General features: G+C 60.3%; 22 protein-coding genes and 1 tRNA gene. 11 read left to right on the forward strand and 12 right to left on the reverse strand.

Features of this window, described 5'->3' with window-relative positions:
• Positions 1–145: 145 nt before the first annotated feature.
• The 6 genes from NNA36_RS10420 to NNA36_RS10445 form a co-directional block, all read right to left on the reverse strand.
• Complete coding sequence (locus NNA36_RS10420) at positions 146–613, reverse strand: Hsp20 family protein (RefSeq protein ID WP_255106961.1); 468 nt, start codon at positions 611–613, stop codon at positions 146–148.
• A gap of 141 nt (positions 614–754) precedes the next feature.
• Positions 755–1,582: a serine protease gene (locus tag NNA36_RS10425; RefSeq protein ID WP_255106962.1), complete on the reverse strand. Its 828-nt coding sequence runs from the start codon at positions 1,580–1,582 to the stop codon at positions 755–757.
• The gene (locus NNA36_RS10430; RefSeq protein ID WP_255106963.1) at positions 1,579–2,376 is read right to left on the reverse strand and encodes a serine protease; all 798 of its coding nucleotides are present in this window, start codon (positions 2,374–2,376) and stop codon (positions 1,579–1,581) included. The genes NNA36_RS10425 and NNA36_RS10430 overlap by 4 nt, the downstream gene beginning before the upstream one ends.
• Positions 2,377–2,463: 87 nt before the next feature.
• Positions 2,464–3,786, reverse strand: coding sequence for a glycolate oxidase subunit GlcF (gene glcF, locus NNA36_RS10435; RefSeq protein ID WP_255106964.1), 1,323 nt, complete (start codon positions 3,784–3,786; stop codon positions 2,464–2,466).
• A 4-nt stretch (positions 3,787–3,790) separates the two neighbouring features.
• Positions 3,791–4,897 carry an FAD-binding protein gene (locus NNA36_RS10440; protein ID WP_255107239.1) on the reverse strand — a complete coding sequence of 369 codons (1,107 nt, stop codon included), beginning with the start codon at positions 4,895–4,897 and terminating at the stop codon, positions 3,791–3,793.
• Positions 4,898–4,912: 15 nt separating this feature from the next.
• Positions 4,913–6,352 (reverse strand): FAD-linked oxidase C-terminal domain-containing protein, encoded by a 1,440-nt coding sequence (locus NNA36_RS10445; protein WP_255106965.1) that lies wholly within the window; start codon positions 6,350–6,352, stop codon positions 4,913–4,915.
• A gap of 89 nt (positions 6,353–6,441) precedes the next feature.
• On the opposite strand from NNA36_RS10445, the gene NNA36_RS10450 reads away from it, so the two are divergent.
• Positions 6,442–7,140: a DUF599 domain-containing protein gene (locus NNA36_RS10450; protein WP_255106966.1), complete on the forward strand. Its 699-nt coding sequence runs from the start codon at positions 6,442–6,444 to the stop codon at positions 7,138–7,140.
• Positions 7,141–7,284: 144 nt separating this feature from the next.
• Here NNA36_RS10450 and rlmH read toward each other — a convergent pair whose 3' ends face one another.
• From rlmH to NNA36_RS10465, 3 genes are all read right to left on the reverse strand, one after another.
• Entirely contained in the window at positions 7,285–7,755 is a 471-nt protein-coding gene (gene rlmH, locus NNA36_RS10455) for a 23S rRNA (pseudouridine(1915)-N(3))-methyltransferase RlmH (protein WP_255107240.1), read from the reverse strand.
• Positions 7,756–7,800: 45 nt separating this feature from the next.
• Entirely contained in the window at positions 7,801–8,118 is a 318-nt protein-coding gene (gene rsfS / locus NNA36_RS10460) for a ribosome silencing factor (protein ID WP_303623718.1), read from the reverse strand.
• Positions 8,119–8,325: 207 nt separating this feature from the next.
• On the reverse strand, positions 8,326–9,714 hold the full coding sequence (locus NNA36_RS10465; protein WP_255106968.1) for a mechanosensitive ion channel family protein: 1,389 nt from the start codon (positions 9,712–9,714) through the stop codon (positions 8,326–8,328).
• Positions 9,715–10,011: 297 nt separating this feature from the next.
• On the opposite strand from NNA36_RS10465, the gene leuC reads away from it, so the two are divergent.
• The 4 genes from leuC (at position 10,012) to NNA36_RS10485 (ending at position 14,261) form a co-directional block, all read left to right on the forward strand.
• Positions 10,012–11,418, forward strand: a complete 1,407-nt coding sequence (gene leuC / locus NNA36_RS10470; RefSeq protein WP_255106969.1) for a 3-isopropylmalate dehydratase large subunit — start codon at positions 10,012–10,014, stop codon at positions 11,416–11,418.
• 12 nt (positions 11,419–11,430) lie between these two features.
• Positions 11,431–12,036 (forward strand): 3-isopropylmalate dehydratase small subunit, encoded by a 606-nt coding sequence (gene leuD / locus NNA36_RS10475; RefSeq protein WP_255106970.1) that lies wholly within the window; start codon positions 11,431–11,433, stop codon positions 12,034–12,036.
• Positions 12,037–12,402: 366 nt separating this feature from the next.
• Positions 12,403–13,236, forward strand: coding sequence for a hypothetical protein (locus tag NNA36_RS10480; RefSeq protein WP_255106971.1), 834 nt, complete (start codon positions 12,403–12,405; stop codon positions 13,234–13,236).
• A 59-nt stretch (positions 13,237–13,295) separates the two neighbouring features.
• Positions 13,296–14,261, forward strand: a complete 966-nt coding sequence (locus NNA36_RS10485) for an endonuclease/exonuclease/phosphatase family protein (RefSeq protein WP_255106972.1) — start codon at positions 13,296–13,298, stop codon at positions 14,259–14,261.
• Here the strand turns inward: NNA36_RS10485 and NNA36_RS10490 are convergent.
• Complete coding sequence (locus tag NNA36_RS10490; RefSeq protein ID WP_255106973.1) at positions 14,228–15,133, reverse strand: epimerase; 906 nt, start codon at positions 15,131–15,133, stop codon at positions 14,228–14,230. The genes NNA36_RS10485 and NNA36_RS10490 overlap by 34 nt on opposite strands.
• A gap of 95 nt (positions 15,134–15,228) precedes the next feature.
• Here NNA36_RS10490 and NNA36_RS10495 point away from each other — a divergent pair, with 95 nt between their 5' ends.
• The 6 genes from NNA36_RS10495 (at position 15,229) to xdhC (ending at position 22,483) form a co-directional block, all read left to right on the forward strand.
• Complete coding sequence (locus tag NNA36_RS10495; protein ID WP_255106974.1) at positions 15,229–16,122, forward strand: LysR family transcriptional regulator; 894 nt, start codon at positions 15,229–15,231, stop codon at positions 16,120–16,122.
• Positions 16,123–16,181: 59 nt separating this feature from the next.
• Entirely contained in the window at positions 16,182–17,288 is a 1,107-nt protein-coding gene (gene leuB / locus NNA36_RS10500; protein ID WP_255106975.1) for a 3-isopropylmalate dehydrogenase, read from the forward strand.
• A 195-nt stretch (positions 17,289–17,483) separates the two neighbouring features.
• A tRNA-Pro gene (locus NNA36_RS10505) sits at positions 17,484–17,560 on the forward strand.
• Positions 17,561–17,832: 272 nt separating this feature from the next.
• Positions 17,833–19,296 (forward strand): xanthine dehydrogenase small subunit, encoded by a 1,464-nt coding sequence (gene xdhA, locus NNA36_RS10510; protein WP_255106976.1) that lies wholly within the window; start codon positions 17,833–17,835, stop codon positions 19,294–19,296.
• An 11-nt stretch (positions 19,297–19,307) separates the two neighbouring features.
• Positions 19,308–21,641 carry a xanthine dehydrogenase molybdopterin binding subunit gene (xdhB, locus tag NNA36_RS10515; RefSeq protein WP_255106977.1) on the forward strand — a complete coding sequence of 778 codons (2,334 nt, stop codon included), beginning with the start codon at positions 19,308–19,310 and terminating at the stop codon, positions 21,639–21,641.
• A complete protein-coding gene (gene xdhC / locus NNA36_RS10520; protein ID WP_255106978.1) occupies positions 21,638–22,483 on the forward strand; it encodes a xanthine dehydrogenase accessory protein XdhC in 846 nt (281 codons plus the stop codon). Before xdhB ends, xdhC begins: the two co-directional genes overlap by 4 nt.
• Positions 22,484–22,490: 7 nt before the next feature.
• On the opposite strand, the gene NNA36_RS10525 is transcribed toward xdhC, so the two are convergent.
• Positions 22,491–22,976, reverse strand: a complete 486-nt coding sequence (locus NNA36_RS10525; protein ID WP_255106979.1) for an ureidoglycolate lyase — start codon at positions 22,974–22,976, stop codon at positions 22,491–22,493.
• Positions 22,973–24,385, reverse strand: a complete 1,413-nt coding sequence (gene puuE, locus NNA36_RS10530) for an allantoinase PuuE (RefSeq protein ID WP_255106980.1) — start codon at positions 24,383–24,385, stop codon at positions 22,973–22,975. Before puuE ends, NNA36_RS10525 begins: the two co-directional genes overlap by 4 nt.
• Between the last annotated feature and the right edge of the window lie 56 nt (positions 24,386–24,441).

Raw genomic sequence — 24,441 nt, forward strand, 5'->3', positions numbered from 1 at the left:
CGCGGGTCGGCTGTCTACACCAAGACCAGAAATCGGACATGATGCACTCTCGCCAGAATTGTATTATTTTCCGTTTTCCGAATTGAAATGCCCCGGATGCGATTGCGCCCAGGGCATTGGTGAAAGCGGTTTGTACCGGACGGCCCTAGTTTACAGCCTTGGCTTCAACCACGTCTTTCTCGATCTGCTTGCCGCTGGAGATCGCGATACGACGCGGCTTGAGTGCTTCTGGAATTTCGCGTTCGAGATCAATGTGCAACATGCCGTCTTCGTGGCTTGCGCCGACAACCCGAACGTGATCGGCAAGGTGGAAGCGACGCTCGAAGGCGCGCGTGGCGATGCCACGGTGCAGATAGGTTGCCTCATTGGTGTCTTCGGCTTTGCGCGCGGTCACAACCAGCGCGTTTTCCTTGACTTCGATCCCCAGATCGTCCGCCGAGAAACCCGCGACGGCAATCGATATGCGATAGGCGTCATCGTCGGTTTTCTCGATGTTGTAGGGGGGATAGCTCGGCTGGGACACGTCGTTTGACAGAACGCGGTCCATCAGGTTTGCCAGTTGATCAAAGCCAACCGACGAACGGTAAAGGGGTGCAAAATCATAGCTACGCATGGGAATCCTCCATCATGAGCGATACCAAAGTGGGTGCCTTCCCAAAGGGACAGGCGGGTTATGCGAGACCCGATCATCGGCGTCCCGTGGAACCTAGGTGTGGATCGCTTTCGGGGTTTTCAAGTGGAGAAGGCCATTCGCCTAATCGACCCGGATGAACTTGGCGCCAGAGGTCGATTTGCGGGTGCCGATCTTGATGCGTTTGGCGCCTGAATTCACCCGAACGGGCGCCGCATCGCCAGTGCGCATCCGGCGCTTCAGTTCCGCGACAACCGCGGGCAGTTCCATGCCAAAGGCGATCGTCTGGCCCTGGGCATCCTTATCCATCGCCGACACGAGCGACAGGATACGCACGCGATCGCCGTATCGGGCAAAGACCGGTGCCCCCGATGAGCCGTAGGTGACATTGCAATCAAACGTCATGAGGCCACGGCCGCGGCTGAGAAGCCCGCAATCCCTTTGCCAGGACAGGTGTTCGCTGCGTCCTCTGCCGTAGCTCAGAACCGAAACCTTTTCGCCAGGACGCGGATCCGAGTAGATCGCAAACGGGTTGGCTTCGCTGGGTGAAATGGGCGAATCCAGCCGTAATAGAGCCACATCATGCAGCATCATGCTGCCGGAAATCTTTCCATCCCGACTTGGGACGTAACGGGCATTGGCGACCACCTTGTTCACGCCTCGTGTCGCGAAAGATGCTCCTGAAACATACCCTGCATTGAAACGGATGCTACCCGCGTCAAGGAGTTTGCCGGTCTTGCGTTCGAACACGCAGTGCGCTGCCGTCAAAACCAGATCGGAGGCGATCAAGGCACCAGTACAGTAACCCTCTCCCCTCAGATCGACACGTCCCACAGCCTCCCAACCAATCAACTCTCCCCGGCTCTTCAAGGCACGCAGGGTTTCCTCGGCGCTGGCCTGAGAGCCAAGGGCCATCGAAAACAGGCACAGAATTCGCAGGATGGTTTTCATGGTCGCACAAACTTTGCACTCAAAGTCGTGCGACCCTGACCAGATGTTGCACGCGACGAAACGAAGTGTCCGGAAGACATCTGCATCACCTCGAGCAAGAGCTGTAGCGGTTCGAGCAAAGGCATCCCAAGAGCCACGGGCTGTCCATTCAAATCCGCCTTGGCCGAGACAACGGAAACGATGCGCGGCTCACCGCCTTCAAAGGAAAAGATCGGGGCGCCGCTGCTGCCGAAATCGACGTTGCACGAGGTCACGACAAGACCTTTTTCATGACCGAGAAACTCACACCCTTCCTGGATCGAGGGCACCTCGGCGCGGTCATGGGCATAGGAAACAACACCAACACGATCGCCACGACGCAAACCGACGGAGGTTTTGTAGGGCCTGATGGCCGTCGTGCGGATCGGATGGTAAAGCTGCAGGAGCGCCAGATCATCAGCGTCCGGCAACGCCCCATCCCGTTTCATTTCGAAATCGGGGTGGACCACGGCCTGTCGAATACTGCGATAGGCCTCGGCCCTGCCGTTGCGCCAACCGGCACGAAACTCGATCCGGGTGTGATCGATACGACGTTTGCTCGCCTTGTCGAACAGGCAATGGGCGGCTGTCAAAACAAGGTCCGGCGCGATCAATGCGCCGGTACAGAACCCCTTGCCACCAATTTCCAGACGACCAACCGCCTGCCAGCCACGGATGTCATCCCCGGTTGTCATCTGGCGCAGCCCGCCTGAATCCGCGAGTGCGGTCTGGGCCAGCCCCATGAATGCAAACAGAAAAAGAAGATTTCGCAGCATGTTCATCCCTTGTGTCACCCTCTTCCTAACAAGGGGAGAGGGCAAAACTTGGGCAGGAACTGCGCAATCTGCGGGCGGTTTGGACTGTCAGCGCAGGATCGGGATGTCCGGCGTGCGCTTGCCTTCCTCGGTCAAAGCGGGCGGTTGGGGACCACCCGTTGCCCAATCCAGAAGCTCGACCGTGTGCACGATCGGCACCTCGGTACCCGAACCAATCTGCATCATGCAGCCAATGTTGCCTGCTGCGATGATGTCGGGGTTTCGCGCCTCAAGGGTGCGCACTTTGCGTTCCTTGAGCTGGCCCGAAATCTCGGGCTGCATCAGGTTGTAGGTTCCCGCCGAGCCACAGCAAAGATGGCTGTCTGCGGGCTCGACAACCGTAAAGCCCGCGCGCTTCAACAAATCCTTGGGATAGGTCTTGATCTGCTGGCCATGCTGCAAAGAACACGCCGCGTGATAGGCGACCACGGTGTCCTTTGCCTCACCTTCCGGCAGTTCAAGCTTCATCAAGAGTTCCGACACATCCATCGCCAATGCGCTCACCCGTATCGCATCCTCTGCCAGCGGATCGTTGCGGAACATGTGGCCATAGTCTTTGACCGTCGTGCCACAGCCCGACGTATTGATGACAATCGCATCTAGGCCTTCACCATCCATTTCAGAACACCACGCTTTGATATTCTTGGCGGCAGCCGTGTGACTTTCGCTTGTTTTGCCCATGTGATGGGTCAGCGCCCCACAGCACCCTGCCCCCTTGGCCACGACTATTTCGCATCCCAGCCGCCGCAACAGGCGTATTGTGGCATCATTGATATCGGTATTCAGCGCCTTTTGCGCACAGCCCGTCATCAGGGCGACACGCATTTTCCGGGCACCCGTGGCTGAAAAGCTTTGTGGATCGTCATTTCGGCTCACCGGCGGAATGTGCTTGGGTGCCATGGCCAGCATCGCCTTGAGCCGTGCATCCGGCATCAGGAAAGCAAAGGGGCGGCCGATCTTTGCGCCCAGCAGCGCAAGGCGGAACCGTTTTGGGTAGGGCAGGATGCGGGCCAGAACCCAACGCAACGCGCGGTCCATGAATGGCCGTTTGTAGCGGTCTTCGATGTATTCCCGCGCATGATCCACCAGGTGCATATAGTGCACGCCGGACGGACAGGTTGTCATGCAGGCAAGGCACGACAGGCAGCGATCGATGTGCTTAACGGTTTTCGGATCGGGGTCACGCTCGTTTTCGAGCATATCCTTGATTTGGTAGATCCGTCCCCGCGGGCTGTCGAGTTCGTCTCCCAGCACTTGATAGGTCGGGCATGTGGCCGTGCAAAAACCGCAGTGCACGCAGGCACGCAGGATTTCGTTGGCGCGCTGCGTGCCGGGGTTCTTCAACTGGTTTTCGGTAAATGTCGTCTGCATCGTATTATCCCATCAGGCCCGGATTGAGGATGCCGCGCGGATCAAACTTGTCGCGGATGCCTTGGGAAAGCAAAGCAAGCGGCGCGGGCTCGGGGTGAAAGGCTGGTGGTTTCTGCTGGGATTGCCCCACAGAACGCACAAGAGTGGCGTGCCCACCAAGTGAAGCCACGACATCGCGAACCGGCAAGTCCGGATCATCGGTTACAATCGAGATCAGACCGCCGCCCCAATCGAAGATCGTACGCGGGGTGCCTAGCGCCTGAATGACTTCTGGTGCATCGCTCGGCTTTACAGAGACCCGCCAGACGAAACCGTCTTGTCCGCTGAACGCATCCAGGTTCTTGAGCGCCTTCCAGAGCATCGCGCTTTGCTCGCCTTCCACCAACTGCCAGCCAACGCAGATCGAAGACTGAAGCTGTTGCACGCGATAGGAAACCGACTGGGCCAGGCCTTCAAGGCGTATCATCGCACGCCCGTCAGCCCCTATGCCTGCACCGGTCAGATCAAAAGGCGAACCCAATGCCTTGGACAAGGCGGAAATGGCATTCCCCAGATCAAGCTCCGGCGCAACAAGGGTCGCTTCGGTCTCTGGAATGGCCTGAACCTTCAGAGAAACTTCGGTCAGCACGCCCAGTGTTCCCCAGCTTCCCGCCATAAGCTTGACGAGATCATATCCGGTCACGTTTTTCATGACCCGACCGCCGTTTTTCAGGACACGCCCCATGCCGTCAACAAAGCGCACGCCGAGAAGGGAATCCCGGCAGGCACCCACCTGTATACGGCGAGGGCCAGACACATTCCCCGCAACCGCACCTCCGATCGTGGGAGTACCGGTCGTTCCAAGCAGTGCGCGATGGTCCATCGGCTCAAAGGCAAGTCGCTGGCCTTCCGCTGCAAGCGTGTCTTCGATCTCGCTGACGGGCGTACCGGCCTTGGCAACAAGGGTTAATGCACCGGGCTCATAGAGCGTCACGCCCGACATGCCGGAAGCCGAAAGAACCTCGCCGTCTACGGGATCGCCAATCGGGCGGGTGCCACCGCCGATGATCCGCAAGGGGCCATTCGCTGAGGCAATACACTCGGCCAACGCGGCTTCGTTTTCTGGTTTCATCATGTGCATGTGTCTCTATTCCGCCGCAATGCGCCGCGTTTCACTGGATGCCAGCGGAAAAACCTTGGCCGGATTCAAAAGCCATTTGGGATCGAACACGTCCTTGATCGCCATCTGGATGTCGAGATCTTCAGGGGCGTACTGGTCCACCATGAGATCGCGCTTTTCGATCCCGACCCCGTGTTCGCCCGTCAGGCAGCCGCCAACCTCGACACACAGGCGCAGGATGTCGGCGCCAAAGGCTTCGCACTTCTCGAGATCTCCGGGTTTGTTGGCATCAAACAGGATCAGCGGGTGCATGTTGCCATCACCGGCGTGAAATACGTTGCCCACATCAAGACCATAGTCCTTCGACAGTTCACCGATCCGGCGCAGGACGAAAGGAAGCTGGCTGACCGGAATGGTTCCATCAAGGCACATGTAGTCGTTGATCTGCCCCATCGCGCCAAACGCCGACTTTCGACCAAGCCAGATGCGCGCACTCTCGTCTGCCGAGCCGCTTTCGCGCAGTTCGACCGGATTGTGTGTCTTCGCAATTGCGACGATGCGCTCAAGCTGCGCATCAATCTCCTGGTCGCTGCCCTCAACCTCGACGATCAGTAGCGCCTCGCAGTCAGGATAACCCGCACCGGCAAATGCCTCGGTCGCGCGGATGCAGGGGCGATCCATGAACTCAATGGCAACGGGCAAGATGCCCGCCTTGATGATGTCGCTAACGCACTGGCCGGCAACTTCGTTGCTATCAAATCCCATCAGCACCGGACGCGCGCCTTCGGGTTTACGAAGAATACGCAGCGTGGCCTCGGTCACGACGCCAAGCTGTCCTTCGGAGCCACAAATGACACCAAGCAGATCAAGGCCTTGTGCATCAAGGTGCGCGCCGCCAATTTCGACGATCTCGCCATCCATCATGACCATCTTCACGGCCATGAGGTTGTTCGTCGTCACGCCGTACTTCAAACAGTGCGCCCCGCCAGAGTTCATTGCAATATTGCCAGCAATGGCGCAGGCCAGCTGGGACGAAGGGTCAGGCGCATAGAAGAAATCCTCTTCTTCTACCGCACCTGAAACACTCAGGTTCGTGCGTCCGGTTTGAACACGGATAAAGCGGTTGTCGTAGTCGACTTCGAGAACATCGTTCATTCGGGCAACACCGAGAATAACCGAATCGGCCGTTGGCAAGGCCCCGCCCGCCAAAGAGGTGCCGGCACCGCGGGGTACGACGGGAACACCTTCTTCGTGGCATATCTTAAGGATTTCCGAGACCTCTTGTGTTGTTGCGGGCAGCACGGCTGCAAGAGGGGGGCACCGGTATGCGGTTAACGCATCGCACTCATAGGCACGGGTTTCTATCTCGTCTTCCACCACTGCGTCGGTCGGCAAGACGGATCGCAGGCGGGCCACGATACGGGACTTGCGGGCAAGGATCCGGGGATCCGGGGCTGGCATCTCCATGGGGCGCACTCCTCACTCATAGATTGGTAAGGAAATATAACCAATTCTTGCCTCTGGCAAGCCCAGAGCAAAGCCGTTAGTGTCCAATCATGATCTGGATGGACCGACTTTCTCTTTTCTCGGCAATGGATTTCATTGCAGTTTCAATGCTTTGCCTTCTGTGGCTCGGAATTGGTTTTTTTATTGAAAATCCTCCAAAGAAGCATCCATCTCTGTCATTTCTGATGGTCAAATACCGAAAGGAGTGGATGATCCAGTTCGTCCACCGCAATCCAAGGATGTTTGACGCCCAAATGCTTGGGCACCTGCGTCAGGGAACGGCGTTTTTCGCGTCTACGACCATGATCGCCATCGGCGGCGGGCTTGCCCTGATTGGCAATACAGAGCGCCTCGCAGGGGTGGCAAGCGACCTAACCCTGGTGAGCGCACCAGCCTTCGTGATTGAGGTAAAGCTCGTCCTCATGGTCCTGTTCGTGGCGAACTCATTTCTGAAATTTGTGTGGGCTCACAGGCTCTTCGGCTATTGTTCCGTGGTGATGTCAGCGGTTCCGAACGACCCTGAAGACGCGGCGGCCATTCCGCGTGCCATGCAGGCATCCGAGATCAACATTACGGCCGCTCGCAGCTTCAACAGGGCGATGCGGTCGGTTTATTTTGGGCTGGCTTCGGCGGCCTGGCTTTTTGGTGCGTCAGCGTTGATTGCGGCCTCTTTGTTAACGGTTTTCGTGCTTTGGCGGCGCGAATTTGCTTCGCAATCGCGCAATGCGCTGTTCCAAGACCCGCTTTGAGGTTTACCAAGGTTAAGGGCAAAACCCCCTGTCGGTGCCACGTCGGTATTGCGTCGGTATTGCGACGGTATGTATGCCGGAAATCGGACGGTTAACGCACCGCACGGGTTGACGTTTCATGAAGATTTCAATTGGAGAGATTGGTCAGACGCGGTGGTAGGGAGAGCCCGCGAGGATCGAGGCGGCGCGATAAAGCTGTTCGCTCAGCATGACGCGCGCCAGCATATGTGGCCAAACCATCTTACCAAAACTGAGCTTGGCATCGACCCGCGATCGCAACGAGGGATCAATGCCATCCGCGCCACCGATGACAAAGGCGAGGTCGCCACGACCCTCGTCCCGCCACCCCGCCATCATGTTGGCGAAGTCGGGAGAGGACATCAGCTTGCCGCGCTCATCGAGGGCGCAGATCACGGCCCCTTTCGGGATGACACCGGACAGGAGCGTGGCCTCGGCGGCCATGCCGCCACCCTTCTTGTCTTCAACCTCGTGAACGGCAACAGGGCCGAGACCCAAGGCCCGGCCCGTCTTGTCAAACCGTGAAAGATAATCGTCAAGGAGTTGGCGCTCGGGACCGGCGCGCAGCCGTCCCACGGCGCAGATATGCACCCGCAAAGGCATGTTTCACCCGTGGCCCTTCCTGGCCCGAAAGTTAATGGATCAGGCGGTACCGCCCGGCAGCCACATCTTTTCGAGCTGATAGAATTCGCGAACCTCGGGACGGAACACGTGAACGATCACATCGCCCGTATCAATCAGCACCCAGTCGCCGGTCTCTTTACCTTCGACCTTAGAGATTCGATTGAAGTCCTGCTTCACGCGCTCGATGAGCTTTTCCGAAATCGCCGCCACCTGACGCGAGGAGCGACCAGAGCAGATCACCATGTAATCCGCCATGGACGACTTGCCGCGCAGGTCGACCTGAACGATGTCTTCGGCTTTGTCATCTTCGAGCGAGGAAAGGACCCGAGCAAGCAATGCTTCGCTTGTCGCTTCGGCCTGAACTCCGTTGGTTTCGGAGTTGGGAGTAGCATCATGTGCCACGTCAGAATTCAGAGACAGAGATCTGCCCTCCTTGCAACGCACCGCAACGCCCCGGTGCTGGGCATGCTTTCAAGATAGCATCGCTTATGGGGCTGCTCAATGGCGCTCACGCAGGATTGTGGTGTTCCTGCCACAGGGGTGTCAGTCGGCCAGTGGGCGTGGATCGCCGTCCTGAAGCATGCGCACTTCGCGCTGCGGGAAGGGCAAAGAGATCCCATTTTCGTGGAAAGCGTCCCAAAGCGCGAGATAGACGTTGCCGCGGATATTGGTCAGGCCGCCAGTCGGATCTTCGATCCAGAAGCGAAGGATGTAATCAACCGAACTGTCGCCAAAGCCAACGATGTGGCAGACTGGCGTCTTGGGGAACGTCAGGACACGGTCCACGCTTTTGGCGGCGTCGATCGCCAGTTTGCGAACGACATGCGGATCGTCGCCATATGAAGTCCCGAAATAGATATCGAGCCGCACATAGGCATCGGTATGAGACCAGTTCACCACCTGCCCCGTGATCAGGTCTTCGTTCGGAATGAGGTATTCGCGGCCATCGCGGGTAACGACGCTGACATAGCGGGCGCCAAGTGAATTGATCCACCCGAAGGTTTCGCCAAGCGAGATCACGTCGCCGGGTTTGATCGACTTGTCGAGCAGGATGATGATGCCGGACACAAGGTTCGAAACCACCTTTTGCAGACCGAAACCAAGGCCGACGCCGATGAAGCCGGACATGAAGGCAAGGCCACGCAGATCAAAACCGACGATGCGCAGGCCGACCACGAAGGCGATTCCGTAAAGCACCACTTGCAGGAACTTGACGAAGAGCACCTGCATAGACGGTGAAATGTCTTCGTTGTTGCGGATCGACGTGGCGGATTGGGTGGACAGGAACCGGGCAAGCGCGAAGGTCAGGCCCAGCATCACCGCCGCCTGTGCTACCACCCAGAGCGAGATCCGGGTTTCCCCGATCTCGATGGCGGCATGATCCATCAGCTGCATGGTTTCCTGGGACAGGCCAAGGATCGAGATGGTGACCCAAGCCCATGCGCCGTAGCGCAGGATCGCCCGCAGGAACGAATTCGAGACCAGACGGACGACAAGCACCACAACCAGCCAGGCCGTCGACAGATTGGCGAGAACCCCGAGAAGGTAGGAGCGGCTTGGCCAGGTGACCTCGCGCATGATCCAGACAATTGACCAGATCAATACAACGAACACCACAAGCGCCAGACGCCTGTGCAGCATCAGCATGTAGCGATAACGCCACTTGGGCCAATCCTCGCGCGCGCGCATCCACTCATAAAACCGGGGTTTGATGATCCGGGCCAAGAGAAGCGACACCGCGAGGACGGCCAGTGCGATGGCCACCTGATAGGCATTCCATGGGCGCAACAGCCCTTCGAGGAAGGTCAGGGTCTGATCCCAGACGCTTAGCGCGATTTCCTGGGCATCCTGTTCGACTGCCTCCGCAGGGGCATCGGTTGCCTGTTCAAGGGTGGTTTGCGATTCCGCCTGGGTTGTCTCTTCGTCTGCCATTGCCCTCATCATGCACGGGTGGGCGGCTTGCGGCAATCATCAACCGACCACTGGAAATCCGAAGGCGCCGACGGGTGATTTCGATGAGGCAGGCAAGTTGACTTGATGGAAAGCGATTCGAGGTGTATGTCGGGCGCATGAAACGCATCTATGACATTGCCGACCGCGCCTTTCTGCCCTGGCGCTTTCACGGTCAGAGCAAGACTGTCATCGCCGCGCTATGAGCGCGCCGGCGCGCCTTTTGGCGTGCCCGATTTGCAAGCCACACAGCCATTCTAAACAAATCGGAGAGGACCCATGTCCCCCAAGACCCTTTATGACAAGATCTGGGATGCGCATGTTGCGCATGAAGCGGAAGACGGCACCTGCCTTCTGTATATCGACCGCCACCTGGTACACGAAGTAACCTCGCCGCAGGCCTTTGAAGGTCTGCGCATGGCGGGCCGAAAGGTACGCGCGCCCGAGAAAACCATCGCGGTTCCGGACCACAACGTGCCGACCACCGCAGGCCGCGAAGACCCGGCGCAGATGACCGAAGAGTCGCGCATCCAGGTTGAGGCGCTCGACAAGAACGCCAAGGAATTCGGCGTGCACTACTATCCGGTGTCGGACGTGCGTCAGGGCATCGTGCACATCGTTGGCCCGGAAAACGGCTGGACCCTGCCGGGCATGACCGTTGTTTGCGGTGACAGCCACACCGCGACCCACGGTGCCTTTGGCGCGCTGGCGCATGGTATCGGGACGTCGGAAGTGGAACACGTTCTGGCGACCCAGACCCTGATCCAGAAGAAATCGAAGAACATGAAGGTCGAGATCACCGGCAAGCTCAAGCCGGGTGTGACCGCCAAGGACATCACCCTCGCGGTGATCGGCGAGACCGGCACCGGTGGCGGTACTGGCTATGTCATCGAGTATTGCGGTGAAGCGATCCGTGATCTGTCGATGGAAGGCCGTATGACCGTCTGCAACATGGCGATCGAAGGCGGTGCCCGCGCGGGCCTGATCGCGCCGGACGAGACCACCTTTGAATACTGCAAGGGCCGTCCGCACGCACCGAAAGGTGGTGCTTGGGAGCAGGCTGTCGAGTACTGGAAGACCCTGTTCACCGACGAAGGTGCGCATTTCGACAAGGTTGTCACCCTGAAGGGTGAAGAGATCGAGCCGGTTGTGACCTGGGGCACCTCGCCCGAGGACGTTCTGCCGATCACCGGTGTTGTGCCCTCGCCCGAAGATTTCGAAGGCGGCAAGGTCGAAGCGGCCCGTCGTTCGATCGAATACATGGGCCTGACCCCCGGTCAGAAGCTGGACGAGATCGAGATCGACACCGTGTTCATCGGTTCCTGCACCAACGGCCGTATCGAAGACATGCGCGCCGTGGCCGAGATCGTGAAGGGCAAGAAGATCAAGGAAGGCATCCGCGCCATGATCGTTCCCGGTTCGGGCCTCGTTCGTGCGCAGGCCGAAGAGGAAGGTCTTGCCGAGATCTTCAAGGACGCCGGTTTCGAATGGCGCCTTGCGGGCTGTTCGATGTGCCTTGCGATGAACCCCGACCAGCTTTCGGAAAACGAGCGTTGCGCGTCGACCTCGAACCGGAACTTCGAAGGACGTCAGGGCTATAAGGGCCGTACGCACCTCGTGTCGCCGGGCATGGCCGCCGCTGCCGCATTGACCGGCAAACTCACCGACGTTCGCGAGCTGATGTAAGGAGCCAGCACAATGGAAAAATTCGAAAAACTGCACGGCATCGCCGCGCCCATGCCGCTGGTGAACATCGACACCGACATGATCATCCCCAAGGTGTTCCTGAAGTCGATTCAACGCACCGGGTTCGGCAAGAACCTGTTTGACGAAATGCGCTACAACCGCGACGGCAGCGAGATTGAGGACTTCGTCCTGAACAAGCCGCAGTATCGCAACGCCGAGATCCTGATCGCCGGTGACAACTTCGGCTGTGGTTCCTCGCGCGAGCACGCGCCCTGGGCTATTGCCGACTTTGGCATCAAGTGCATCGTGTCGACCTCGTTTGCCGACATCTTCTTCAACAACTCGTTCAAGAACGGCATTCTGCCGATCGTCCTGCCGCAAGAGCAGGTCGACATCCTGATGGCCGACGCGGAAAAGGGTGCCAACGCCCGCATGACCGTGGACCTGGAAGCGCAGGAAATCACCACTTCGGACGGCACCACCATCGCCTTCGAAGTTGACGCGTTCAAAAAGCACTGCCTGCTGAACGGTCTGGATGACATCGGTCTGACCATGGAAAAAGCCGAGGCGATCGACGCGTTCGAAGCCAAGGCATCGGCCGCACGCCCCTGGGTCTGACCCCAAAGGAATGTGGCAGAAATAAGGCGGGCCGCCCCATTTGGGCGGCCCGTTTTCTTTTGAACACCCCCCACATACCCCCGGTTTTGTCCCCTAGCGTGCCTTGTGAGCAGGGGATTCCACCCCCACAATATCTTGTAGAGCCTTGGGGAAATTGACAATTTTCCGGAAGAGTTGGTGCAAACGCGCACCAGTTTTCCAGCTTTGCCAAGGATTTCAGAGCTTTGGCAAACATTTGCTTGAGAACATGCTACATTGGATGCAAGATTGAGGCAGAAATGAGGCAACCGTCCGAGCAGACGGTATCAAGTTGGAAAAAGATCACGGCAATGTATCGTGACAGTCCAGTTTGGAAGGAAGAGAGCAGTGGTCGCAAAGCTGATTAGTGCGCTGACGCGTGCGGTGTTGATGTCGCTTCTGGTGGCGACTCCCGCGCTGATTCTGCCCAATGTCAGCACCGATGTGATCCATATCGTTGTCCTGTTCTCGATCTTTGCCGGCGCACTGGTCTTCTTTGAATACTTCGCCACCTATCCCAGCATCGTTGAATTCCGCTATGCGCCACCATTCAACAGGCTGCGGTTCGTTTCGATCTTCATGACGGTGTTCACCCTGTCGGTGATCGCGCGCGGCCAGTTCGAGCCCAACGCGCTGACGAGTTTCCTGCGCACGCTTGGCGTGATTGTCGGAAACTGGATCGACTTTCCCTATTCGCCGGTCCGCCTGATGGTGATCATGATGCCGGACAATGCGTCGCCCGCATTGATCGCCGAAGTCCGGACGGCCTCTGGCATGTCCTACCTGATCTCGCTGATCACGCTGACGGTGTTCTTTTTCTTCGTGCGTATCCTGGGCTGGCCTGCACGCAACGGTGCCTTCAATGTCTGGGTGAACCTGCCGCTGTTTGATCCGACGGCGGGGGGCGATGTCTTGCCGCGCCTGCAACGTGATGGACGTCTTAACATCGCGTTAGGATTTCTGATGCCATTCTTGATCCCGGCGATCGTGCAGATGATGTCGGACCTTGTGGACCCCGTGCATCTGGATGATCCGATGACCCTGATCTGGACGATGAGCGCATGGGCCTTTATCCCGGCAAGCCTGATCATGCGGGGCATGGCAATGATCCGCGTGGCCGAGTTGATCGGCGAAAACCGGCGTCGCGCCTATGCGGCGGCAGAGGCCATTCAAACGGCCTGATCCTTCTTCTGTGTCTGTTTTTGATGCTGCCCGGCCTTGTCGGGGCGGATGCTCTGCGCTTGGCGACCTTTCATGTGGAAATGGGGCGCAAGGGGCCGGGGCTGATGCTGCGGGACATCCTGAAGGGGGATGCGCAGGCACGGGCGGTGGCGCAGGTGGTGGCCGAGGTCGGGCCGGATGTGCTGGTGTTGCAGGGGGTGGATTATGACCATGGGTTGCGCGGGCTGGGGGCCCTGCGAGACGTGATGGCGGCCGAGGGCGTGGCGTATGACCATATGTTCGCGCTGCGCCCCAATACGGGCATGGCGACGGGGATGGATTTGAATGGTGACGGGCGCACGGGTGGGCCGGCGGATGCACAGGGGTTCGGGTATTTCGCGGGACAGCGCGGGATGGCGGTCTTGTCGCGCTGGCCGGTTGTGCGGGACGGGGTGCAGGACTTCAGCGCGATGTTATGGCGTGATTTCCCGGGGGCGGAGATGCCCTTGGTGGAAGGTGCGCCCTTTCCTTCCCAAACCGCTTGGGAGGTTCAACGGCTGAGTTCCGTGGGCCATTGGGTGGTGCCGGTTGAGACGCCGGAGGGCGTGTTGTCGTTGCTGGTGTTTCACGCAACACCGCCGGTGTTTGACGGCCCGGAGGATCGCAACGGGTTGCGCAATGCCGATGAGGTGCGGCTGTGGCAGCGTGTGTTGGATGGAGAGGTCGGCGCGGCGCCTGAGCCGCCCTTTGTGATTGCGGGGGTTGGCAATGTTGATCCCGAGCGTGGGGAAGGCAGGCGCGAGGTGATGCGCGGGCTGTTACAGGACGCGCGATTGCAAAACCCGGGACCGCGCGGCGCGGACGGACGGCTGGTGACGGTTGATTGGCCCGAGCCGACACCGGGCGATCTGCGCGTGAGCTATCTGCTGCCCTCGGCCGGGGTCACCGTGGTGGCCAGCGGGGTTTACTGGCCACACAGCGGGAGTGGAGTGGATGTCGCAGCAGCGAGCCGTCACCGGCTGGTCTGGGTTGATTTCGAGATGTGAGTGGGCGTGGTGCGGGTGTGGGCCGTTGCCATGCGCAGGGCTTCATCGCGCGGGGTTGGCTGAAAGTCGGGCAACAGAGTGTTGAACCGCGTACCGTCCAGCGCGTGCGGCAGGTTCCAGAGATAGCGCATCTCGAGCAGGCAGCGCCCCATCGCCCAGAACGGAGCGGCAAGCCTCAGGGGCAGCCAGTTCATGGTCTTGGCGCGAACGATCTGGCCGGTGGCCCTGGAGATCGCCTGTGCCATCTCGGCGCCGCTCAGGGTGTAGCCGGGAAAGGGAACCTCTTCGTATTGCGCAAGGTCGTGGCGTTTTTCGGCGAGGGCGACAGCGGCACGGGCCAGATCGGGCAGATAGGCCCAGGCATGGGGCGCATCAAGGCGACCGGGATAGGTCAGCCTGCCCTTGGCAAGCGGCGTGGTGATGATCTGATCGAACCAGTTGCCCGAGGCTTCGGTATCGAGGAAATCCCCTGCCCGCAGCAGGATCACCCGCACGCCGCTTTCCCGATAGGCGCGTTCCATCTCGATGCGGAGACGGCCCAGCGGGTTGGTGGCGCGATGGGCGGTGCGTTCGTCCCACGGCATGCCCGCGTCCGGCCCGAAGACATAGACGTTGCCCGGCACGATCACGGTTGCGCCCGATGTCTTGGCGGCGCGGATAATCCCGGCGTGGAGCTTTGGCACCTGTCTTGCCCAATCGGGATAGGCCGGGTTCCAGCCGGCTACGATCACGTCCTTGCCCTGCGCTGCGGTGACGAGGGTGTCTTGGTCACGGTCGAACTGGTGAACATCCCATCCCGACGCTGAAAAAGCGCGGGTGGCGTTCCTGCCAAAGCGACCAGAGCCGCCGAGGATGAGTACGGATTTTGTCATGCTGTCCTCCAGATGTCTTGGGATCATGGAGAGAATGAGGTGTTCACAATCAAATATAAATTGGCAAATTTCTTACGTATGGTATTCATTTTTGAATGGATAAACTTGCCTCTCTCGACTGGTCGCTTGTGCAGTCTTTTCTTGCCGTGGCCGAAACCGGATCGCTTTCTGCCGCGGCCAAGGCCCTGCGCACGAGCCAGCCGACGGTGGGGCGGCACATCCGCAGCCTTGAGGCGGAACTGGAAGTGGAACTGTTTCACCGCCACGCCCGGGGGCTGCACCTTACGCCGCTTGGGCAGGACATGGCGGCATCGGCCCGCGACATGCAGGAGGCGGTGCGCCGGATCGGCATAAGGGCGGCAGGTGCGCGCGAGGCGCTGGAGGGTGATGTGCGGATCACGGCCAGCGTGTTCATGTCACATCACGTACTGCCGTGGATCATCGGCGACATTCGCCGCAAGGAACCGCATATCCGCATAGATCTTGTGGCAACGGACGAGACCGAGAACCTCTTGTTTCGCGAATCCGACATCGCGGTGCGCATGTATCGCCCGACCCAGCTTGATACGATCACCCGCCACCTTGGGGATATTCCGCTGGGGTTCTATGCCACCGAAGACTATGTCGCGCGCATGGGCCTGCCAGAGGTGCCTGACGATCTGACCCTGCATGACCTTGTGGGCTATGACCGCAACGAGGTGATCATCCACGCCATGCGCGAACAGGGATGGCCGGCGACACGGGACTGGTTCAAGGTGCGCTCGGACAACCAGAGCGCGGTCTGGGAGCTGATCCGGGCGGGATGCGGGATCGGATTTTGCCAGACCCACGTGGGGGATACGACACCGGGTATGGTGCGCATTCTGCCGGACTATCCGCTGCCCACCCTGCCGGTTTGGCTCACGGCACCGGAAGCCATGCGGCACACGCCGCGCATTTCGCGGGTCTGGGACCTTCTGTCAGAGGGGCTTTTGCCCTTCGTTTCTTGATCTTTGCGCCCCATCCGGCTAGGGCAAGGCCAAGCAATTTCATCAAGGACGACACACCCATGAGCAACCCTTCGCTTCTCATCCTCGCCGGCGACGGCATCGGCCCCGAAGTCATGGCCGAGGTGCAACGCATCATCGACTGGTACGGTGACAAACGCGGCCTGAAATTCGACGTGAGCGAAGATCTCGTGGGCGGTGCGGCCTATGACGCGCACGGTGTTCCGCTGCATGACGACACGATGGCCAAGGCGCAGGAAGTGGACGCGGTTCTTCTGGGGGCCGTGGGCGGCCCGAAGTACGACGTTCTGGACTTCAGCGTGAAGCCCGAGCGTGGCCTGCTGCGCCTGCGCAAGGAAATGGACCTGTTTGCCAACCTGCGCCCGGCGCAGTGCTTTGACGCGCTGGCAGACTTCTCGTCGCTGAAAAAAGACATCGTGGCCGGCCTCGACATCATGATCGTGCGCGAACTGACCTCGGGGTCCTACTTTGGCGAACCGCGCGGCATCTTTACCGAGAACAACGAGCGCGTGGGCATCAACACCCAGCGTTACACCGAGTCGGAAATCGAGCGTGTTGCACGTTCGGCATTCGAACTGGCCAAGCGCCGCGGCAACAAGGTTTGCTCGATGGAGAAGGCCAACGTGATGGAATCGGGCATCCTGTGGCGCGACGTTGTCACCGAGGTTCACCAGGCGGACTATGCCGACGTGGAACTGTCGCACATGTATGCCGACAACGGCGCGATGCAGCTGGTGCGCGCCCCGAAACAGTTCGACGTGATCCTGACCGACAACCTGTTTGGCGATCTCCTGTCGGATTGTGCCGCGATGCTGACCGGCTCGCTTGGTATGCTTCCTTCGGCAAGCCTTGGTGCGCCGATGGAGAATGGCCGTCCGAAAGCGCTTTACGAGCCGGTACACGGTTCGGCACCTGACATCGCGGGCGAAGGCAAGGCCAACCCCTGTGCCTGTATCCTCAGCTTTGCAATGGCGCTGCGCTACTCGTTCGACCAGGGCGCGGAAGCCGATCGCCTCGAAGCCGCGGTTGAGAAGGTACTGGCCGACGGCGTGCGCACCGGCGACCTGATGCAGGCCGATGGCGGCACCCCGGTTTCGACCTCGGAAATGGGTTCGGCCGTGATCGCTGCGCTCGACGCGAGCCTCTAAGACGTGTCTCCCTCGACCTCTCACGGGGTCGAGGGAAGCCGCTGATTGCGTTGTCGCAATCAAATGTCATGGGCGGTTCTTTTCTTCACCTTTGAAGGCAAAGCCGCGCCATGCAAAGAATCCAACAAATCCCCCGTTTCAGGGGAAAAGACGCTTGCAAAAGCAGACAGCGCCGTATAATCCACCCGCCACGGTCGGAGCGTAGCTCAGCCTGGTAGAGCACTGTCTTCGGGAGGCAGGGGCCGGAGGTTCGAATCCTCTCGCTCCGACCAAATAAACAAGGCGCCTTAGGGCGCCTTTTTGTTTTTCTGCCCTGAACGGATTTTCTGGCGTCTCGATGCCCTAAGAAGTGGCGCAGGGAGCCTTGGAGCGCGAGATTCGCGACGGCGCTGCCGGTTTCAGGATTGTTCGTTTTCCCAAAAGCCGTTCTGGCATTATCATGGAATTGTTGAAGGTACTTATCAAAGCTCGCCATTTAATCGCGCGCGGGCTGACCTTAGACTTCAAGGGCTGTGCAGAGCGATAATCCGCAATGGGAGGCCAGATGGCGCAACAAAACCACATTCGCTTTCTTCTCAATGATACCGAGATCACCGTTGAGGGTGCGAAGGCGACGCTGACGCTGTTGGATTACCTGCGTCTGGAACGCAGGCTGACAGGGACCAAGGAAGGCTGTGCCGAGGGTGATTGCGGGGCCTGTACGGTGCTGGTCGGGCGGCTGGCCAACGGGGTCTTGCGGTATGAGACGGTCAACGCCTGTATCCGGTTCCTGGCCTCGTTGAACGGGTGTCATATCGTGACGATCGAACATCTGCGGGGAGAAGGTGGCGCATTGCACCCGGTGCAGCAGGCGATGGTTGATTTCCACGGCAGCCAGTGTGGATTTTGTACGCCCGGTATCGTCATGTCGCTTTATGCGCTTTGGATGGAAAATTCGGACCCGAGCGTCGGGCAGGTCGAGACGGCCTTGCAGGGGAACCTGTGTCGCTGCACCGGCTATGAGCCGATCATCAAGGCGGCGCTGGCGGTTGGGGCGTATGGCAGCCCGGCGCGGGATGCCTTGTCGGTTGAGCGAGAGACGATTGCGGCAACTCTGAACGGGATGCAGGCGACGGGGCGGATCGTGGCTGGCCCGCAGGATGACATGGCGATCCTACCGGTGGATGCCGCCGACCTTGCCGCCGTTCTGGGCGAATACCCCGAGGCGACGATTGTGGCCGGGGCGACAGATGTGGGGCTTTGGGTGACCAAGTTCCTGAAACCGATTTCGCCGGTCGTGTTCATCAACCATCTGGAAGAGTTGAAAACCATCGATCTTAGCGCGGATATGCTTAGCATCGGGGCCGGTGTCACCTATTCCGAGGCCGAAAATGTGATCAGAGAGGCGCTGCCGCATCTGTCGGAATATTGGGATCGCATTGCCGGATGGCAGGTGCGCAACATGGGCACGATCGGGGGCAATATCGCCAATGGCTCTCCCATTGGGGACACGCCGCCGGTTCTGATTTCGCTGGGCGCGCGGATTACGTTGCAAAGCATGGAAGGCGCCCGCGAGGTGCCGCTGGAGGCCTATTTCATCGACTATGGCAAACAGGATCGCAAGGCGGGAGAGTTCGTGTCGGCAATCCATATTCCACGGCCAAAGGCCAACCAGATCGACGCGGCCTACAAGATTTCAAAGCGGCGGGACGAGGATATTTCGGCAGTGGCCGTCGGGATCAGCGTCACGGTAGACGCAGCCCAGATCACCGGGGCCCGGATCGCCTATGGCGGTATGGCAGCGACCCCGAAACGGGCCGCTAAAGCCGAGGATGCGCTGGTGGGTGCGGCCTGGAGCGCGGCGGCGTTTGACGCAGCGGCACGGGCGCTGGCCGAAGATTTCGCGCCGTTGAGCGACTGGCGGGCGTCGGCGGAATACCGGCTTTTGGTTGCGGGCAACCTGTTGCGCCGCTTTCACCTTGAACATGACGCGGCCCACGAGGGTCCGGCGCGTCTTGCAGCGGTATGAGGGGTGAGGTCATGAAAGACAGACAGGATATCCGCGGCGCGACGCGACATTCGATCCCGCATGACAGCGCGGCAAAACAGGTGATGGGGCGGGCCGAATATACCGACGACATCGCCGAACCGGCTGGGACGCTGCACGCCTATCTTGGGGTGTCCGATGTGGCCCATGCACGGCTTCGGTCGATTGACCTGTCCGCGGTGCGGGCCGCGCCGGGTGTTGTCGATGTTCTGACGGCGGCTGACATTCCGGGGGTGAACGACGTGAGCCCGACCGGACGCCACGACGAGCCGGTGTTCCCGACGGACGCGATCGAATACCACGGCCAGCCCCTGTTCGCGGTTGTGGCCGAGACACGGGACGCCGCGCGGCGAGCAGCGGAGCTGGCCAAGATCGACTGCGAGGTTCTGCCCCACGCGACAGACCCTGTTTCGGCGCGGGACGCGGGAATGCCACTGGTGACAGATCCTCTCAAGCTTGAGCGCGGGGACGTGGCCAGCGGGTTCGGGAAGGCCGCGCATCGGGTAACGGGGCGGATGGTGATTGGTGGTCAGGATCACATGTATCTTGAAGGCCAGATCGCCTTTGCCGTACCGGGCGAGGACGACGACGTTGTCGTGCATTGTTCGACGCAACACCCTAGCGAGGCGCAGCATATGGTGGCGCATGTCCTTGGGGTGCCCTCCAACGCAGTGGTGGTGAACGTCCGGCGTATGGGCGGCGGGTTTGGCGGCAAGGAAAGCCAGATGAACCTGTTCTGTGCGGTCGCTGCCATGGCCGCCAAGAAGCTGGGGCGGCCAGTGAAGATTCGTCCGGATCGTGATCAGGACATGACCGCCACAGGCAAGCGCCATGACTTTGTTGTCGACTATGATGTGGGGTTTGATGACACGGGGCGGATCGCGGCGGTGGAAGGCGAGTTCGCGGCGCGGTGCGGATATTCCTCGGACCTGTCGGGGCCGGTCACGGATCGGGCACTGTTTCACGCCGACAACGCCTATTTCTATCCCAATGTGCGCCTGACATCGCGGCCGCAAAAGACAAATACAGTCTCTAACACGGCCTTTCGTGGCTTTGGCGGGCCGCAGGGCGTTGTGGCTGCGGAACGCATGATCGAAGAGATCGCCTTTGCGCTTGGCAAGGATCCTCTGGAGATCAGACGAGCCAATTTCTATGGCGATGGTTCGGATGACCGCAGCCTGACGCCCTATCATCAGACGGTCGAAGACAACGTAATTGGCCGGATCGTTGATGAACTTGAGGACAGCGCAGATTACCAGGCGCGTCGCAAGGCGATTGTCGAGGAGAACGCCAAGGGAGGTGTCTTGCGGCGCGGTATTGCGCTGACGCCGGTCAAGTTCGGGATTTCCTTTACCGCGACCTGGTACAATCAGGCCGGGGCGCTGATCCATGTCTATAACGACGGGTCGATCCATCTGAACCATGGTGGCACCGAGATGGGCCAGGGGCTGAACACCAAGGTGGCGCAGGTGGTGGCAGAGGCCTTTCAGGTGGATTTTGACCGGATCAAGATCACCAAGACCACAACAGAGAAAGTGCCGAATACCTCGGCGACGGCGGCCTCGTCAGGATCGGACCTGAACGGGATGGCGGCGCTGGATGCTGCCGAGCAGATCAAGGCGCGGCTGGTGCAGTTTGCGGCAGAGAGCCGTGGTGTGGGCGAAGACGCGGTACGTTTTGTGCCGAACCACGTGCAGATCGGCGATGAGGTCGTGGCTTTTGATGCGCTTGTGAAAGAGGCCTATATGGCGCGGGTGCATCTGTCGGCGGCGGGGTTCTACAAGACGCCGAAAATCCACTGGGATCGCGCGGCGGGCAAGGGGCGGCCGTTTTACTATTACGCCTATGGCGCGGCCTGTTCCGAGGTGGTGATTGATACGCTGACGGGTGAATATCGCGTCGAGCGCACGGATATCCTGCATGATGTGGGCAGGTCGCTTAATCCGGCGCTGGACAAGGGGCAGGTTGAGGGCGCGTTTATCCAGGGCATGGGATGGCTGACCACGGAAGAGCTTTGGTGGGACGATGCAGGGCGGCTGCGCACGCATGCGCCTTCGACCTACAAGATTCCGCTGGCGAGTGACCGGCCCCGTGTTTTCAACGTGGAACTCGCGGATTGGTCGGAAAACCGGGAGATGACGATCAAACGGTCAAAGGCGGTCGGAGAGCCTCCGTTCATCCTTGGGATTGCGGTTCTCGAGGCGCTGTCGATGGCGGTGGCGTCGGTTGCGGATTACAAGGTCTGCCCGCGTCTTGATACGCCCGCCACGCCGGAGCGGGTCTTGCTGGCGGTGGAACGGCTGCGGACCGAGGGAGCGCGGGGATGAGCCAGAGCGCGACATTGCGGGCTTTCCTAGAGGCACATGAGGCCGTGGTCAAGGTGCGGATCAGCCGCGTCTTGGGGTCGGCACCGCGTGCGGAAGGCACCGAGATGTTCGTAGCGTCAGGGGGTGTTTTCGGCACGATTGGTGGCGGTCAGCTGGAGTTTCGGGTGATTGATGCGGCCCGCGCCCTATTGGAACGGGGCGACGCGGCGGATGTGCTTGATCTGCCGTTGGGGCCGGAGATCGGCCAGTGTTGCGGCGGGCGCGTCGAGGTTTCGCTGTCCTGCATGAGCGCGCAAGACAAGGAGGCGGCGGTTTCCGTGGCGGCGCGGGAAGATGCGCGCCAGCCGTCGGTTTATGTGCTGGGGGCCGGCCATGTGGGGCGTGCGCTGTGTGACCTGTTTCAGCATATGCCGGTGCGTTGCGTGTTGGTGGATCAGCGCGAGGAAGAGCTGGCGCAATGCGCGGCGCAGGTGGAACAGTGTCTTACTGCGCTGCCCGAGGCCGAGATTACAAGCGCACCGGATGGCAGCGCCTTTATCGTCACGACACACGATCACGGACTGGATTTCCTCTTGGCCTCGACCGCACTTGGGCGGGAGGATGCGACCTATGTCGGGCTGATCGGGTCCGCCACGAAACGGGCGAATTTCCGCAGTTGGGTGCAGCGGCATTGTGACGGGGTCGACGTTGCGCGGCTTGTTTGCCCGATTGGTGCGGGTGCCGATAAGGACAAGCGGCCAGCCGTGATTGCGGCAATGACGGTGGCCGAGGTGATGGCGGCGCTGTCGATCGCTACCCAGTGTGACGCCGACATCCCGGTGCGCCATTTCGCGGCGCAGTAGCGCGTTTCTAGGTGTCGATCGTCAGCGGCGTTGCGAACCAGTGTTCCTCGAGGTTGGGGCCTTCGCCGATTCGATCCACCACGGCAAAGAGGCCGGGATCATGGAGCGGCGTCAGAACGCCGTGCCAGACACCCCGATGATAGTTCACCCCCTGCCCCGGAGCGGTTTTGAACGCCAGGGGGCGGCCGGGTTTGCCATCCTCATCCGGTGCGACGACGACGATGAAGGGTTTGTCTGACAGGGGCAGAAAGGCCTGACTGCCGTCGGGATGCCGTTCCATCATGTCGAGGGCGAAGGGCAAGGTCACGCATTTGGATTGAAACACGCTGATCCCGGCCTGACCGTCGGTGAAATCAAGGCGCGCGCGATCGTGGTAGCGGCCACACCGACCCTGATTGATGATCTTGTCGGCCTTGCCCGAGACTTCGATCACATCGCCGAAAGGGGCAAAGGCCGCGGCGGTCAGCGGTTGCAGGTGGATGGTATCGCTCATGCGCCCAGCTTCTCGATCAGGCGCAATTCGGCGATCCGCTCGACCTGTTTGCAGGCCTCGGTGAATTCGGTGTCGCGATCATTGCCGACCCTGCGCTTGAAGGCCTCTAGGATCGTGGCCTTGGTGTTGTCGCGCACGGCGATGATGAAGGGGAAGCCGAATTTTTCGGTGTAAGCGGTGTTGAGCGCGGTAAACTCCGCGCGCTCCTGATCGGTCAGCGCGTCGAGACCGGCCGAGGCCTGTTCGGCGGTGGATTCGGCGGTCAGGCGCTTGGCAGCCGCCAGTTTGCCGGCAAGGTCCGGGTGCGCGACCAGAACCGCGTGGCGCTGTTCCTGCGAGGCGGAGCGGAAAATGCGCGACAGGGCGCTGTGAATGCCGGTTGCCGTGTCATGGGTTGGGCCAAGTTCGAGATCAAAGGCGCCTTCGGCGATCCACGGGCTGTGTTCGAAAATGCCGCCGAATTCCGACACGAAGGTTTCCTTGTCCATCTCGGACGGACGCAAGCCCTGTTTGGGTGGGTGTTGCCGCGCCCAGTGATCGGCGATCTGTTCGCGGGTGGCGAACCAGACGCCGTCGTGCTGGCGGAAGTAGTCGAGCACGCGCTTGAGGGCGGCGGCACGGCCCGGGCGGCCCATCAGGCGGCAATGCAGACCGATAGAGAGCATCTTGGGCGCGCCCTCCTGCCCCTCGGCATAGAGCATATCGAAGCTGTCCTTGAGGTAGCTTTCGAACTGGTCGCCGTTGGTATAGCCCGCCTGAATGGCAAAGCGCATGTCGTTGCAATCCATCGTGTAGGGCACGATCAGCTGATCCTTGCCCCCTGCCCTGACCCAATAGGGCAGATCATCGGCATAGCTGTCGGCGATATAGGCAAAGCTGCCTTCGCGGGCGACAAGGTCGACGGTGTTCATGGAACAGCGGCCGGTGTACCAGCCGCGCGGGGCGCTGCCGGTGACTTCGGTGTGCAGACGGATCGCTTCGCGGATTTGTGCGGCCTCTTCCTCGGCGCTCATGTCCTTGTGTTCGATCCACTTCAGACCGTGGCTGGCGATTTCCCAGCCTGCGGCGGTCATTGCCGCCACCTGTTCCGGCGCGCGTGCCAAGGCAGTGGCGACACCGTAGACCGTGACAGGCAGATCGGACATCAGGCGATGCAGGCGCCAGAAACCGGCGCGGCTGCCGTATTCGTAGATCGATTCCATGTTCCAGTGGCGCTGACCGGACCAAGGCTGAGCGCCGGTGATTTCGGAGAGGAACGCCTCGGAGGCGGCGTCGCCGTGGAGGATGTTGTTCTCGCCGCCCTCTTCGTAGTTGAGAACGATCTGAACGGCGATCTTGGCACCGTTCGGCCAGTTGGCCGCCGGCGGGTTTGCGCCGTGGCCTGTCATGTCTCGTGGATAGCGTGTCACGTGAAATCCCTTGTGCGTTCGACACTTACTAAATCACAAAGCCGCCGTGGTTTTTC

The organism is Shimia sp. CNT1-13L.2, from assembly GCF_024331145.1.
GTDB lineage: Bacteria > Pseudomonadota > Alphaproteobacteria > Rhodobacterales > Rhodobacteraceae > Shimia.